General features: G+C 63.1%; 14 protein-coding genes and 1 pseudogene. 9 read left to right on the forward strand and 6 right to left on the reverse strand.

Going from position 1 to position 13,389, the window contains the following annotated elements; all coding sequences use genetic code 11:
* Positions 1-18: 18 nt before the first annotated feature.
* The 5 genes from dnaB to rpsF form a co-directional block, all read right to left on the reverse strand.
* The gene (gene dnaB, locus KYG_RS05770; RefSeq protein WP_008903909.1) at positions 19-1,431 is read right to left on the reverse strand and encodes a replicative DNA helicase; all 1,413 of its coding nucleotides are present in this window, start codon (positions 1,429-1,431) and stop codon (positions 19-21) included.
* Positions 1,432-1,599: 168 nt separating this feature from the next.
* A complete protein-coding gene (rplI, locus tag KYG_RS05775) occupies positions 1,600-2,052 on the reverse strand; it encodes a 50S ribosomal protein L9 (RefSeq protein WP_008903910.1) in 453 nt (150 codons plus the stop codon).
* Between the two features lie 12 nt (positions 2,053-2,064).
* Entirely contained in the window at positions 2,065-2,346 is a 282-nt protein-coding gene (gene rpsR / locus KYG_RS05780; RefSeq protein WP_005795932.1) for a 30S ribosomal protein S18, read from the reverse strand.
* Positions 2,347-2,363: 17 nt separating this feature from the next.
* Positions 2,364-2,654, reverse strand: a complete 291-nt coding sequence (priB, locus tag KYG_RS05785) for a primosomal replication protein N (protein ID WP_034693348.1) — start codon at positions 2,652-2,654, stop codon at positions 2,364-2,366.
* Positions 2,655-2,669: 15 nt separating this feature from the next.
* On the reverse strand, positions 2,670-3,077 hold the full coding sequence (gene rpsF / locus KYG_RS05790; RefSeq protein ID WP_008903912.1) for a 30S ribosomal protein S6: 408 nt from the start codon (positions 3,075-3,077) through the stop codon (positions 2,670-2,672).
* Between the two features lie 357 nt (positions 3,078-3,434).
* Between rpsF and grpE the strand changes: the two genes are divergently transcribed.
* The 3 genes and pseudogenes from grpE to dnaJ all read left to right on the forward strand — a co-directional run bounded on the left by grpE (position 3,435) and on the right by dnaJ (position 7,260).
* Complete coding sequence (gene grpE, locus KYG_RS05800) at positions 3,435-3,986, forward strand: nucleotide exchange factor GrpE (protein WP_008903914.1); 552 nt, start codon at positions 3,435-3,437, stop codon at positions 3,984-3,986.
* Between the two features lie 97 nt (positions 3,987-4,083).
* Positions 4,084-6,033 carry a molecular chaperone DnaK gene (gene dnaK / locus KYG_RS05805; protein WP_008903916.1) on the forward strand — a complete coding sequence of 650 codons (1,950 nt, stop codon included), beginning with the start codon at positions 4,084-4,086 and terminating at the stop codon, positions 6,031-6,033.
* A gap of 85 nt (positions 6,034-6,118) precedes the next feature.
* Positions 6,119-7,260 (forward strand): annotated as a pseudogene (gene dnaJ, locus KYG_RS05810) (molecular chaperone DnaJ).
* Here the strand turns inward: dnaJ and KYG_RS25335 are convergent.
* The gene (locus KYG_RS25335) at positions 7,253-7,387 is read right to left on the reverse strand and encodes a hypothetical protein (protein ID WP_255344416.1); all 135 of its coding nucleotides are present in this window, start codon (positions 7,385-7,387) and stop codon (positions 7,253-7,255) included. The pseudogene dnaJ and the gene KYG_RS25335 sit on opposite strands and share 8 nt — an antisense overlap.
* 25 nt (positions 7,388-7,412) lie before the next feature.
* Between KYG_RS25335 and KYG_RS05815 the strand changes: the two genes are divergently transcribed.
* The 6 genes from KYG_RS05815 to leuB all read left to right on the forward strand — a co-directional run bounded on the left by KYG_RS05815 (position 7,413) and on the right by leuB (position 13,349).
* Positions 7,413-8,777 carry an MBL fold metallo-hydrolase gene (locus tag KYG_RS05815; RefSeq protein WP_008903918.1) on the forward strand — a complete coding sequence of 455 codons (1,365 nt, stop codon included), beginning with the start codon at positions 7,413-7,415 and terminating at the stop codon, positions 8,775-8,777.
* A 224-nt stretch (positions 8,778-9,001) separates the two neighbouring features.
* Positions 9,002-9,958, forward strand: coding sequence for a LysR family transcriptional regulator (locus KYG_RS05820; RefSeq protein WP_008903919.1), 957 nt, complete (start codon positions 9,002-9,004; stop codon positions 9,956-9,958).
* Between the two features lie 22 nt (positions 9,959-9,980).
* The gene (gene leuC, locus KYG_RS05825) at positions 9,981-11,402 is read left to right on the forward strand and encodes a 3-isopropylmalate dehydratase large subunit (protein ID WP_008903920.1); all 1,422 of its coding nucleotides are present in this window, start codon (positions 9,981-9,983) and stop codon (positions 11,400-11,402) included.
* 11 nt (positions 11,403-11,413) lie between these two features.
* Positions 11,414-11,539, forward strand: coding sequence for an entericidin A/B family lipoprotein (locus KYG_RS05830; protein WP_008903921.1), 126 nt, complete (start codon positions 11,414-11,416; stop codon positions 11,537-11,539).
* 11 nt (positions 11,540-11,550) lie between these two features.
* Complete coding sequence (leuD, locus tag KYG_RS05835) at positions 11,551-12,201, forward strand: 3-isopropylmalate dehydratase small subunit (RefSeq protein WP_008903922.1); 651 nt, start codon at positions 11,551-11,553, stop codon at positions 12,199-12,201.
* Between the two features lie 77 nt (positions 12,202-12,278).
* Positions 12,279-13,349, forward strand: a complete 1,071-nt coding sequence (leuB, locus tag KYG_RS05840; RefSeq protein WP_008903923.1) for a 3-isopropylmalate dehydrogenase — start codon at positions 12,279-12,281, stop codon at positions 13,347-13,349.
* Positions 13,350-13,389 lie beyond the last annotated feature (40 nt).

The following is a 13,389-nucleotide window of genomic DNA, read 5'->3' on the forward strand; positions in this document are numbered from 1 at the left end:
AAGCGCTAGCGGCTATGCTTAAAAATCGTCACCCGACCCCATCGCCAGGTTCTCGAACCGTGTCTGGTTTTTCTGGAAGAACAGCTTGATCGTGCCGGTGGGTCCGTTCCGCTGCTTGCCGATGATGACCTCGGCCACGTTGGGCTCCTTGGAGTCCTTGTTGTAGTAGTCGTCGCGGTAGATGAACATGATGATGTCCGCATCCTGCTCGATGGCGCCGGATTCGCGCAGGTCGGACATCATGGGACGCTTGTCAGTGCGCTGCTCCACCGAGCGGTTGAGCTGCGACAGCGCGATCACCGGGCACTGCAGCTCCTTGGCCAGCATCTTGAGGCCCCGGGAAATTTCCCCCAGCTCCGTGGCCCGGTTGTCCGAGCCCGATGAGCCTGAGCCGCTCATGAGCTGCAGGTAGTCCACCACGATCAGGCCCAGCTTGCCGCACTGGCGCGCCAGGCGCCGCGCGTTGGCGCGCAGTTCGCTCGGTGTGAGGCCCGGGGTTTCGTCGATGTGCAGCGACACGGTGCGCAGCTTTTCGATGGCTTCGGTCAGGCGTGGCCATTCGTCGTCGGTGAGCTTGCCGGTGCGCAGGTTGCCCTGATTCACCCGGCCAATCGAGCCCACGATACGCACCGCCAGCTGTGCGGCGCCCATTTCCATCGAGAAGATGGCGACCGGCAGACCTTCGTTGAGGGCCACGTGCTCGGCGATGTTCACGGCAAACGAGGTCTTGCCCATGGACGGGCGCGCCGCCAGCACCACCATGTCACCGGCCTGCAGGCCACTGGTCATCCGGTCGAGATCGGCAAAGCCGGTGGGTACGCCAGTGACGTCCACGGGGTTGTCCGCCATCTCCTGCACGCGGTCGAGCAGGTCGATCACCAGGGTGTCGAGCGACTGGAAGCCTTGCTTGGTGCGCGAGCCCTCCTCACCGATGGCAAAGATCCTGGCTTCGGCCTCGTCCAGGATGCGTTCCACCGTCTTGCCCTGCGGGTTGAAGGCGTTGGTGGAAATCTCGTCGCTGGCCGTGACCAGTTTGCGCAGGATGGCGCGCTCGCGCACGATCTCGGCATAGCGCCGGATGTTGCTGGCGCTGGGCACGTACTGCGCCAGGTTGTTCAGATAGGTCAGCCCGCCCATCTCCTGCGCCTTGCCCTGGTTTTGCAGGTGCTCGAACACGGTGATCACATCGGCCGGCTTGCTGGCGTTGATAAGCGCGCCGATGGCCGTGTAGATCATCTGGTGTTCATGGCGGTAGAAATGGCTCTCCACCAGCAGGTCGCCCACACGGTCCCAGGCGTTGTTGTCCAGCAGCAGGCCGCCCAGCACGCTGGATTCGGCCTCGATGGAGTGCGGTGGCACACGCAGCTGGGCAATTTCACGGTCCGGCACGGGCGTGAAGCCATCGTCAAGCGGGGGGAAAACGGCAGACATGGGAATCCTCGGAGCTAACCCGGCATGCTAGCGCCCGTGCGGCGCGCCGTCATGGCACAAGTCTGTGGATAAGGTTGGGGCAACCGGTGGGCAAGCGTGTACAAACCAGTGCAGCACAAAAACAAAAGCCGCCCGAAGGCGGCTTTGCGTGAAACACCGAAGTGAATCTCAGGCGGTTTCGCCGTAGACCGACACGGTCACGTCCACCACCACGTCGGTGTGCAGGGCCACCGACACGGTGCTTTCGCTCACGACCTTGATGGGGCCGTTGGGCAGGCGAACTTGCGACTTGGCAACCTTGTAGCCTTGCTTGTTCAGCTCTTCGGCGATGTCGTGGTTGGTCACGGAACCAAACAGACGGCCATCGACGCCAGCCTTTTGCGTCAGCTTGACGGTGGTGCCGGCCAGCTTTTCGCCTTGGGCCTGGGCTTCTGCCAGCTTGGCAGCCGCCGCCTTTTCGAGTTCGACGCGCTTGGCTTCGAACTCAGCCTTGTTGGCTTCGGTGGCGCGACGGGCGCGGCCCGAAGGGATCAGGAAGTTGCGGGCGTAGCCGTCCTTGACCTTGACGATTTCACCGAGGTTGCCGAGGTTCACAACCTTGTCGAGCAGGATGATTTGCATGGGTTGTGCTCCTTAGATCTTGTGCTGGTCGCTGTAAGGCACCAGGGCCAGGAAGCGTGCGCGCTTGATGGCGGTGTTCAGCTGACGCTGGAAGATGGCGCGCGTGCCGGTCAGGCGTGCGGGGATGATCTTGCCGTTTTCGGCGATGAAATCGCGCAGCGTGTCGACATCCTTGTAGTCGATTTCTTCAACACCGGTCACCGTGAAGCGGCAAAAGCGCTTGCGCTTGAACAGCAGGGACTGGGTGTTGCGCTTTGGGCGCTTGTCTTTGTTGAACTTCTTGAACGTGGCCATTGCGGACCCCTTGAAAATTAATTTTGTTGAATATCCTGGATGTGCAGCACTGCGGTCTTGCCATTGCGCGGGTTGGCCAGAAATCCCTCAAAAGTCCAGAGACTTCCAATGTTCTGCCGTGCCAGTCGCTCGGCCATCGCTCCAAAAGCAATGGCCTTCATGGCGGCCTTGACTTCGCGGGGGTGGCCTGCTTCGTTTTGCCGGGATTCGTGTTCGAGGCGCAGCGAAAGGGCAGGTAATCCGGCGGGTGTGTAGCGCAGGGGTTCAGCCTCTGCGATACAAGCGGTCAAGACGACGCGGTTCTCCACTCCAACGAGGATGGATCAGCGCTCGGCGCGCTCGCCACGGTCCTGGCGTTCGCCGCCGGCAGCTGCGTATTCAGCCTGGCTGGCCTTGCGGGCTTCTTCGCGCTCAACGGTCTTCATCATGGAAGATGGACCCGTATCGGCCTTCTTCTTTTGAACGGTGAGGTGGCGCAGCACGGCGTCGTTGAACTTGAAGGCGTGCTCCAGTTCAGCCATCACGGCCTGGTCGGCTTCGATGTTCACGCACAGGTAGTGGGCCTTGGCCAGCTTGTTGATCAGGTACGCCAGTTGACGGCGGCCCCAGTCTTCCACACGGTGCACCTTGCCACCGCCAGCGGTGATCATGCCCTTGTAGCGCTCCAGCATGGCTGGAACTTGTTCGCTTTGATCCGGATGGATCAACAAAATGATTTCGTAATGACGCATGCAGACTCCTTTTGGGCAAGACCACCCACCGCGTCCAGAAGTGGTGTGGCAAGGGAAAGCCTGCGATTATAGCCCGGCCGCTGCCGCTTGTACACTCCGCGCTGCGCCAATCCACGCAGGGCTTGGCGAGACCGAAGGCTTTGCAGCGCTACGAACCCGGAAAACCGGGCGATACACTCGTTCGGCTCTTGCAAATCAGGATGGCGGGCCGACATGCCCTACACCTGGATGCTCCTAACCGTACGGCCAGCCACGACATATCCCTGGCGCAGGCCTTGATTTAAGGCGGGGCATCCCCAGATGCCGCGCGTACTGCTTGCGCGTCGACTGATTCATTCACCTCTTACAGATCAAGACATGTCAGATAACAGCCAAACCACCGCGTCCCAGAACAACCCTGCCCCCGAAGAAGTCGAGGCCGCCATGGCTGCCCACACATCCGATGAGCTGGCGCGTCTGCAGGGCGAGCTGGCCGAGCTCAAGGCCAAAAGCGCCGATCTGGCCGACCAGTTCCTGCGCGCCAAGGCGGAGGCCGAAAACGCCCGCCGCCGTGCAGAGGACGAAGTCTCCAAGGCACGCAAGTTCGGTATCGAAAGCTTTGCAGAGAGCATGCTGCCGGTCTGCGACAGCCTGGATGCAGCCCTGGCCATCAAGGAGGCCACCGCCCAGCAATTGCGCGAGGGTTCGGACGCCACTTTGCGGCAGCTGACATCGGCTCTGGAGCGCAACAAGGTGCTGGCCATCAATCCAGAGGCCGGAGCCAAGTTCGACCCCCACCAGCACCAGGCCATCAGCGTGGTGCCCGCCGAGCAGGAAGCCAACACCGTCGTGGCCGTGCTGCAAAAGGGTTATGTGATTGCTGACCGCGTGCTGCGCCCGGCACTGGTGACCGTCGCGGCTCCCAAGTAAGAAAACCTCAAATAAATCAGCACGGACGACTTGAACCCCTGCAGGTTATCCACAAGTTACTAGCCATCCAAACCATTCAAGCATTCGGAGAATAATCATGGGAAAAATCATCGGCATTGACCTGGGTACGACCAACAGCTGCGTCTCCATCATGGAGGGCAACACGACCCGCGTGATTGAAAACAGCGAAGGCGCGCGCACCACGCCCTCCATCGTGGCCTACCAGGAAGACGGCGAGATCCTCGTCGGTGCCTCGGCCAAGCGCCAGGCCGTGACCAACCCCAAGAACACGCTGTACGCCGTCAAGCGCCTGATCGGCCGCAAGTTCACCGAAAAAGAAGTGCAAAAGGACATCGACCTGATGCCCTACAAGATCGTGGCCGCCGACAACGGCGACGCCTGGATCGAAGTGCGCGGCAACAAGCTGTCGGCCCAGCAGGTGTCTGCCGACATCCTGCGCAAGATGAAGAAGACCGCCGAAGACTACCTGGGCGAGCCCGTGACGGAAGCCGTCATCACCGTGCCCGCGTACTTCAACGACGCACAGCGCCAGGCCACCAAGGACGCCGGCCGCATTGCGGGCCTGGACGTCAAGCGCATCATCAACGAACCCACCGCAGCAGCCCTGGCCTTTGGCCTGGACAAGCAGGAAAAGGGCGACCGCAAGATCGCCGTATATGACCTGGGCGGCGGCACGTTCGACGTGTCGATCATCGAAATCGCCGACGTGGACGGCGAAAAGCAGTTTGAAGTGCTGTCCACCAACGGCGATACGTTCCTGGGCGGCGAAGACTTCGACCAGCGCATCATCGACTACATCATTGACGAGTTCAAGAAGGAATCGGGCGTCAACCTCAAGAACGACGTTCTGGCCTTGCAGCGCCTGAAGGAAGCGGCCGAAAAGGCCAAGATCGAACTGTCGAACTCGGCCTCGACCGACATCAACCTGCCTTACGTAACGGCCGATGCATCGGGCCCCAAGCACCTGAACATCAAGCTCACGCGTTCCAAGCTCGAAGCCCTGGTGGAAGAACTGATTGAACGCACCATCGCTCCTTGCCGCATGGCCATCAAGGACGCTGGCGTGTCGGTGTCCGACATCCATGACGTGATCCTGGTGGGCGGCATGACCCGCATGCCCAAGGTGCAGGAGAAGGTCAAGGAATTCTTCGGCAAGGACCCCCGCAAGGATGTGAACCCCGATGAAGCCGTGGCCGTGGGCGCCGCCATTCAGGGCCAGGTGCTGTCGGGTGACCGCAAGGACGTGCTGCTGCTGGACGTGACTCCGCTGTCGCTGGGCATTGAAACCCTGGGTGGCGTGATGACCAAGATGATCCAGAAGAACACGACCATCCCGACCAAGTTCGCACAAACCTACTCGACGGCCGATGACAACCAGCCTGCCGTGACCATCAAGGTCTACCAGGGTGAACGTGAAATGGCATCGGGCAACAAGCTCCTGGGCGAGTTCAATCTCGAGGGCATCCCACCTGCAGCGCGCGGCGTGCCACAGATCGAAGTGTCGTTCGACATCGACGCCAACGGCATCCTGCACGTAGGCGCCAAGGACAAGGGCACGGGCAAGGAAAACAAGATCACCATCAAGGCCAACTCGGGCCTGTCGGAAGAAGAGATTCAGCAGATGGTGAAGGACGCCGAGCTCAACGCCGCCGACGACAAGAAGAAGCTTGAGCTGGTGCAGGCCCGCAACCAGGGCGAAGCCGCCGTGCACAGCGTGAACAAGAGCCTGGCCGAACACGGCGACAAGCTCGACGCGGGCGAAAAAGACGCGATCACCGCTGCCGTGAAGGCGCTGGAAGACGTTCTGAAAGGCGAAGACAAGGCCGCGATTGACGAGAAGACGACCGCGCTGATGGCTGCCAGCCAGAAGCTGGGCGAGAAGATGTATGCAGACTCCCAGGCAGCGCAAGCGGCCCAGGCTGCTGGTGCTGCCGACGCAGGCGCCTCGGCGTCCGCGTCTTCGGCCAAGCCTGCTGACGACGACAACGTCGTCGACGCCGAAGTCAAGGAAGTCAAGAAGGGCTGAGCGAGCCCCCGTTGACCCGAGCCGCCGCGCAATGCTCTTGAGGGAGCTGCGCGGCGTTCCTGTTCCAACCGGGTTCTGAATCACTATGTCCAAACGAGACTTTTACGAAATCCTGGGCGTTCCCAAGAACGCCTCGGATGAAGAGATCAAGAAGGCTTATCGCAAGCTGGCGATGAAGCACCACCCTGACCGCAATCAGGGGGACGCGGCCAAGCCTGCCGAAGAGAAATTCAAGGAGGCCAAGGAGGCCTATGAGATGCTCTCCGACCCGCAAAAGCGGGCGGCGTACGACCAGTATGGCCACGCGGGCGTGGACCCCAACATGCGCGGCCCCGGGGCCCGGGCGCAGAAGGTTTTGGCGGATTTGCCGAGGCTTTCGGCGACATCTTTGGCGACATGTTCGGCCAGCAAGGTGGGCGGCGCGGTGCAGGTGGGCGTCAGGTGTACCGGGGCAGCGACCTCAGCTACGCCATGGAGATCACCCTGGAGGAAGCCGCGCGCGGCAAGGATGCGCAGATCCGCATCCCCTCGTGGGAGAGCTGCGACACCTGCCACGGCAGCGGCGCCAAACCCGGCACCAGCGCCAAGACCTGCGGCACCTGCCAGGGTGCAGGCACGGTGCAGATGCGCCAGGGCTTCTTCAGCGTGCAGCAGACCTGCCCGCACTGCCGGGGCACGGGCAAGATCATTCCCGAGCCCTGCACCACCTGCCATGGCCAGGGCAAGCTCAAGAAGCAAAAGACGCTGGAAGTGAAGATCCCTGCGGGCATCGACGACGGCATGCGCATCCGCTCCACCGGCAACGGCGAGCCGGGCACGAATGGCGGCCCACCGGGCGACCTGTACATCGAGATCCGCCTGAAGAAGCACGACATCTTCGAGCGCGACGGTGACGACCTGCACTGCCAGGTGCCGGTGAGCTTCATCACAGCGGCGCTGGGCGGCGAGATCGAAGTGCCCACGCTGCAAGGCAAGGCCGCCATCGACATCCCCGAAGGCACCCAGGCCGGCAAGCAGTTCCGCCTGCGCGGCAAAGGCATCAAGGGCGTGCGCGCCAGCTACCCGGGCGACCTGTACTGCCACATTGCAGTCGAGACACCCGTGAAGCTGACCGAGCACCAGCGCAAACTGCTGCGCGAGCTCGAAGATTCCCTCAAGAAGGGCGGCGCGCGCCATTCACCCAGCGGCGAGAGCTGGACGGACCGGCTGAAGAATTTCTTCAGCTGACCGGGACCGGCAATACCGCGATCACCGCCTGCGGCCTTGCGCCCCAGGCGGTTTTTTCTTGATGCAAGGCAAGAAATAACCAGTGGCCGCAGGCTTTCGCCGCCCGGCGCAGTACGATGAAACCCATCATCGAACAACCGGAGCATTGGCACATGGACGTCAACATCACCTTTCTGGGTGGCTCCGGCACCGTCACCGGCTCCAAATACCTGGTGCGCCACAACGGCAAGAGCATGCTGGTTGATTGCGGCCTGTTCCAGGGCTACAAGCAACTGCGCCTGCGTAACTGGCAGCCGCTGCCCGTCACGCCGCACCAGATCGACGCCGTGGTGCTCACCCACGCCCACCTGGACCACAGCGGCTACCTGCCTCTGCTGGTGCGTGACGGCTACACCCGCGCCATCCACTGCACGCCGGGCACGCGCGACCTCTGCACCATCCTGCTGCCCGACAGCGGGCACCTGCAAGAAGAAGACGCGGCCTTTCTCAATCGCCACAAGCTCAGCAGCCACAGCCCGGCCCTGCCGCTCTACACCCGGCTGGATGCGCTGCACTGCCTCAAACAGTTCCAGATTCACCCATTTCACAAGGCGTTCGAACCCCTGCCCGGCTGGCGTGTGACCTTCTCGCCCGCTGGCCACATTCTGGGCGCCGCCAGCGTGCTGCTGGAGGTGGGCGGGCGGCGCATTCTGTTCTCGGGCGACCTGGGCCGGCCCGATGACCTGCTCATGAACCCTCCCGATGCGCCGCCCCAGGCCGACACGGTGCTCATCGAATCCACCTATGGCGACCGCGAGCACCCGCCCGAAGGCCTGCTCGACGAACTGGGCCCCGCCCTTCAGCGCCTGGCAGCGCGCGGCGGCATTGCCGTGGTACCGGTGTTCGCCGTGGGGCGCGCGCAGGTCGTGCTGCATGCCATTGGTCTGCTCAAGGCGCAGGGTGTGGTGCCCGCATCGCTCAAGGTGTTTCTGGACAGCCCCATGGCCGTCAGCACCACCGGCCTGTTCCAGCACCACATGCAGGAACACCGTTTGAGCAGCCGTGAAGTCCACGCCCTGGAGCGCGGGGCCACCATGGTCCAGACCACCGAGCAATCCAAGGGCCTGGCCAAACTGCACGGCCCCATGGTCATTCTGTCGGCCAGCGGCATGGCCACCGGCGGCCGCGTGCTGCACCACCTGGCACTGCATGCGGGTGACCACCGCAACATGATCATCCTGACCGGCCACCAGGCGCCCGGCACACGCGGGGCGCGTCTGGCCGATGGAGAAAAGACCATCCGCATCCACAGCCAGAACGTTGCCGTGCGGGCCGAGGTGGTGCGGCTGTCGTCCGCATCCGCCCATGCCGACGGCAACCAGCTCATCGCCTGGCTGCGCAGCATGGGCCACGCACCCGACCAGGTGTATGTGGTGCATGGCGAAATGGGTGCCGCCGACATGCTGCGCCAGCGGATCGAGCACGAACTGCGCTGGCGGGCCGCGGTGCCGGAACACGGCAGCACTCTGGCTGCGTAGCCAAGCCAGCCTGCTGCTTCAAAAAAAGGAGCTGTTTGCGCTTGTATTTATTGGTTTTCAGCATGAAAAGTACCTGAAACCCTTTTTAATCAAGCGCAGGCAGCTCACTTTTTTAATCAACTGCCCCCATGCACGATGATTGCCATCGCATTCAGCGACGACAACATCGAATAAATGGGTGGAAAATACAAAGTCTTCGTGAAACAAGAAGACCCACCCCATCCATGAAAAGCTCCGAGCGCAGCTTTGCGCGCCGCATCGACCTGACCTCGCTACAACTGTTTGTAGCGGTGTGCGAGCTCGGCAGCATTGGGCGCGCGGCCGAGCGTGAGTTCATTGCCGCATCGGCCGTCAGCAAGCGCCTGTCTGACCTGGAAGCGGCCGTGGACACGCAGCTGCTGTACCGCCACAGCCGGGGCGTGACGCTCACCCCCGCGGGCGAGAGCCTGCTGCACCACGCGCGCACCGTGCTGTTTGGGCTGGAGCGCATGCAGGGCGAGCTCAGCGAATATGCCGACGGCGTGCGCGGCCATGTGCGCATGCACGCCAACATCTCGGCCATCTTTCAGTTTCTGCCCGAAGACCTGGGCGCCTTTGCGCGCGAACACAGCCAGATCAAGATCGACCTGCAGGAGCACCTCTCCAGCGACGTGCTGCATGCCGTGCAGGAGGGCGCCGCCGACCTGGGCATCTGCAACGTGGGCATGGCGAGCGGCGGGGGCGCCCTGCCGCTGCAAAGCCGCCCCTACCGCGCCGACAATCTGGTGCTTGTAGTGCCCCGGGCGCACGCCCTGTCTGCGCTAACAGCTATCAATTTTGAAGAAGTGCTGGACTGGGACATCGTGGGCCTGCACGCCAACAGCAGCATCAGCCTGGCCATGCGCGCCGCTGCTGCTGCCGCAGGGCGCCCGCTGCGCCAGCGCATCCAGGTCACGGGGCTCGATGCCATGTGCCGCATGATCGACAACGGCCTGGGCGTGGGCCTGCTGCCCGACCGGGCGTTTGCGCTGATGCGTGGCGTGGGCAACCTGCAGGCCATAGCGCTGACCGACGCCTGGGCCCACCGCGAGCTGCGCGTGGTGGCCCGCGACTTCGACGCCCTGCCCGTCACGGCGCGGCTGCTGGTGGAACACCTGTCACCCCGGCCAGACCCCGACACTAAAATCCAATCACCCACCTGAAAAGCAGAAAGAAAGCCACGCCATGGGACGCACGCTGTACGACAAGATCTGGGACGAGCATGTCGTCCACACCGAAGAGGACGGCACGTCCATCCTCTACATCGACCGGCATCTGGTGCACGAGGTGACCAGCCCCCAGGCGTTTGAAGGCCTGCGCGAGGCGGGCCGCAAGGTCTGGCGCATGAGCTCCATCGTGGCCACCGCCGACCACAACACGCCCACCACGGGCTGGGAAAACGGCTACGACGGCATCACCGACCCGATCAGCAAAGAGCAGATCACCACGCTGAACGACAACATGGCGCAGATCTCGCCCGCTGCGTTCTTCCCCTTCATGCACAAGCGCCAGGGCATCGTGCACGTGATCGGCCCTGAAAACGGCGCCACGCTTCCGGGCATGACCGTGGTGTGCGGCGACTCGCACACATCCACCCACGGCGCTTTCGGCGCGCTGGCCCACGGCATCGGCACCTCCGAGGTCGAGCATGTGATGGCCACGCAGACCCTGCTGGCCAAGAAAGCCAAGAACATGCTGGTGCAGGTGGACGGCACGCTCGCCAAGGGCGTGACGCCCAAGGACGTGGTGCTGGCCATCATCGGCAAGATCGGCACGGCCGGCGGCACGGGCTACACCATCGAATTTGCGGGCTCCGTCTTCCGCGCGATGAGCATGGAAGGCCGCATGACCGTGTGCAACATGGCCATCGAAGGCGGCGCGCGCGCGGGCCTGGTGGCGGTGGACGACAAGACCATTGAATATGTCAAAGGCCGCCCCCTGTCGCCCACGGGCGTGGAATGGGACCAGGCCGTGGCCTACTGGAAGACGCTGCACTCCGACCCCGATGCCAAGTTCGACACCGTGGTCAAGCTCGACGCCTCCGAGATCGTGCCGCAGGTCACCTGGGGCACCAGCCCCGAGATGGTGCTGGGCGTGGACGCCCGCGTGCCCGACCCCGACAAGGAAAAAGACGCCAACAAGCGCGGCGCCATCGAGCGCGCGTTGACCTACATGGGTCTTGCGCCCGGCAAGGCAATCAACGACATCACCATCGACAAGGTGTTCATCGGCAGCTGCACCAACAGCCGCATCGAAGACATGCGCGAAGCCGCCGCTGTGGTCAAGAACCTGGGCCGCAAGGTGGCCAGCAACGTGAAGCTGGCCATGGTGGTGCCGGGCTCGGGCCTCGTCAAGGAACAGGCCGAGCGGGAAGGCCTGGACAAGATTTTTGTGGCTGCAGGTTTTGAGTGGCGCGAACCCGGCTGCAGCATGTGCCTGGCCATGAACGCCGACCGCCTGGAGCCCGGCGAGCGCTGCGCCTCTACCTCCAACCGCAATTTTGAAGGCCGCCAGGGCGCTGGTGGCCGCACCCATCTCGTCAGCCCCGCCATGGCAGCAGCCGCCGCCGTGCACGGTCATTTTGTGGACATTCGCCAATTCGCCTGAAGGAGACCGCCATGAAGAAGATTGCCACCCTCATCGCCCTGTCCGCCGCTTTCGTGCTGGCCGGCTGCAACACCGTCAAGGGCGTGGGCCAGGACGTTCAACGGGCCGGAGGCGCGCTTGAGCGCGCCGCCAAGTAACAAAGAACGTCATGCAGAAATTCACCAAGCTCCAGGGCCTTGTGGCCCCGATGGACCGCGAGAACGTCGACACCGACGCGATCATCCCCAAGCAGTTTCTAAAGTCGATCAAGAAGACCGGCTTCGGCGTGAACCTGTTTGACGAATGGCGCTACCTGGACCACGGCGAGCCGGGCCAGGACCCGGCCAGCCGCAAGCCCAACCCCGACTTCGTGCTGAACCAGCCGCGCTATGCAGGCGCCTCCATCCTGCTGGCGCGCAAGAATTTTGGCTGCGGCTCCAGCCGCGAACACGCCCCCTGGGCGCTGGACCAGTACGGCTTTCGCGCCGTGATCGCGCCGAGTTTTGCCGACATCTTCTTCAACAACTGCTTCAAGAACGGCCTGCTGCCCATCGTGCTGCCCGAGGCCACGGTGGCCCAGCTGTTTGATGAAGTGCACGCTTTCCCCGGCTACCAGCTCACCATCGACCTGGAGCGTCAGATCATCGTGCGCCCTCAGGGCGAAGAGATCCCGTTCGAGGTGCAGGCATTCCGCAAATACTGCCTGCTCAACGGCTTTGACGACATCGGCCTGACCCTGCGCCAGTCCGACAAGATCAAGGCTTTTGAAGCCCAGCGCCTGGCCACCAAGCCGTGGCTGGCACATTCGATGGTGTCCTGAGCCAGATTTCAAGCAAAAATGGCCTTCAGCGCAGGTATATCAATCGCTGACAGCTATCAAAAACAGAGCAAACAACAATGAAGATCGCAGTTCTGCCGGGTGACGGCATCGGTACCGAAATCGTGGCCGAGGCCGTCAAGGTTCTCAAGGCGCTGGACCTCCCATTCGAGATGGAGTCCGCCCTGGTTGGCGGTGCCGCGTACGAGGCCCACGGCCACCCGCTGCCCGAAGCAACACTCAAGCTCGCCAAGGAAGCCGACGCCATCCTGTTCGGCGCCGTGGGCGACTGGAAGTACGACAAGCTCGACCGTCCCCTGCGTCCCGAGCAGGCCATCCTGGGCCTGCGCAAGAACCTGGGCCTGTTCGCCAACTTCCGCCCCGCCATCTGCTACGAGCAACTGGTGGGCGCATCGAGCCTCAAGCCCGAGCTGATCGCGGGCCTCGATATCCTCATCATCCGCGAGCTGACGGGCGACATCTACTTTGGCCAGCCGCGCGGCCGCCGCGTGGCCACTGACGGCCACTTCCCCGGCGCCGAGGAAGCGTTTGACACCATGCGCTACAGCCGCCCCGAGATCGAACGCATCGCCCACGTGGCCTTCCAGGCCGCCCGCAAGCGCAGCAAGAAGGTCACCAGCGTGGACAAGGCCAACGTGCTCGAAACCTTCCAGTTCTGGAAGGACGTAGTCACCGACGTGCACAAGGAATACCCCGACGTCGAACTGCAGCACATGTATGTGGACAACGCGGCCATGCAATTGGTGAAGGCCCCCAAGGCGTTTGACGTGGTGGTCACGGGCAACATGTTTGGCGACATCCTGAGCGACGAAGCCTCCATGCTCACCGGCTCCATCGGCATGCTGCCGTCGGCCAGCCTCAACAGCAGCAACCAGGGCCTGTACGAACCCAGCCACGGCAGCGCGCCCGACATCGCCGGCAAAGGCGTGGCGAACCCGCTGGCCACCATCTTGAGCGCCGCAATGATGCTGCGCTTCAGCCTGAACCAGGAAGAAGCTGCCCAGCGCATCGAAGCGGCCGTGCAAAAGGTACTCGCCCAGGGGCTGCGCACGCCCGACATCTACAGCGAAGGCACCACCAAGGTGGGCACGGCGCAGATGGGGGATGCGGTGGTGAAGGCGCTGCGATAGCAGATCGCCTGCCTTTACGCCTGGCACCCGAGGCGGCTCC

The organism is Acidovorax sp. NO-1 (genome assembly GCF_000238595.1).
Classification (GTDB): domain Bacteria; phylum Pseudomonadota; class Gammaproteobacteria; order Burkholderiales; family Burkholderiaceae_C; genus Acidovorax.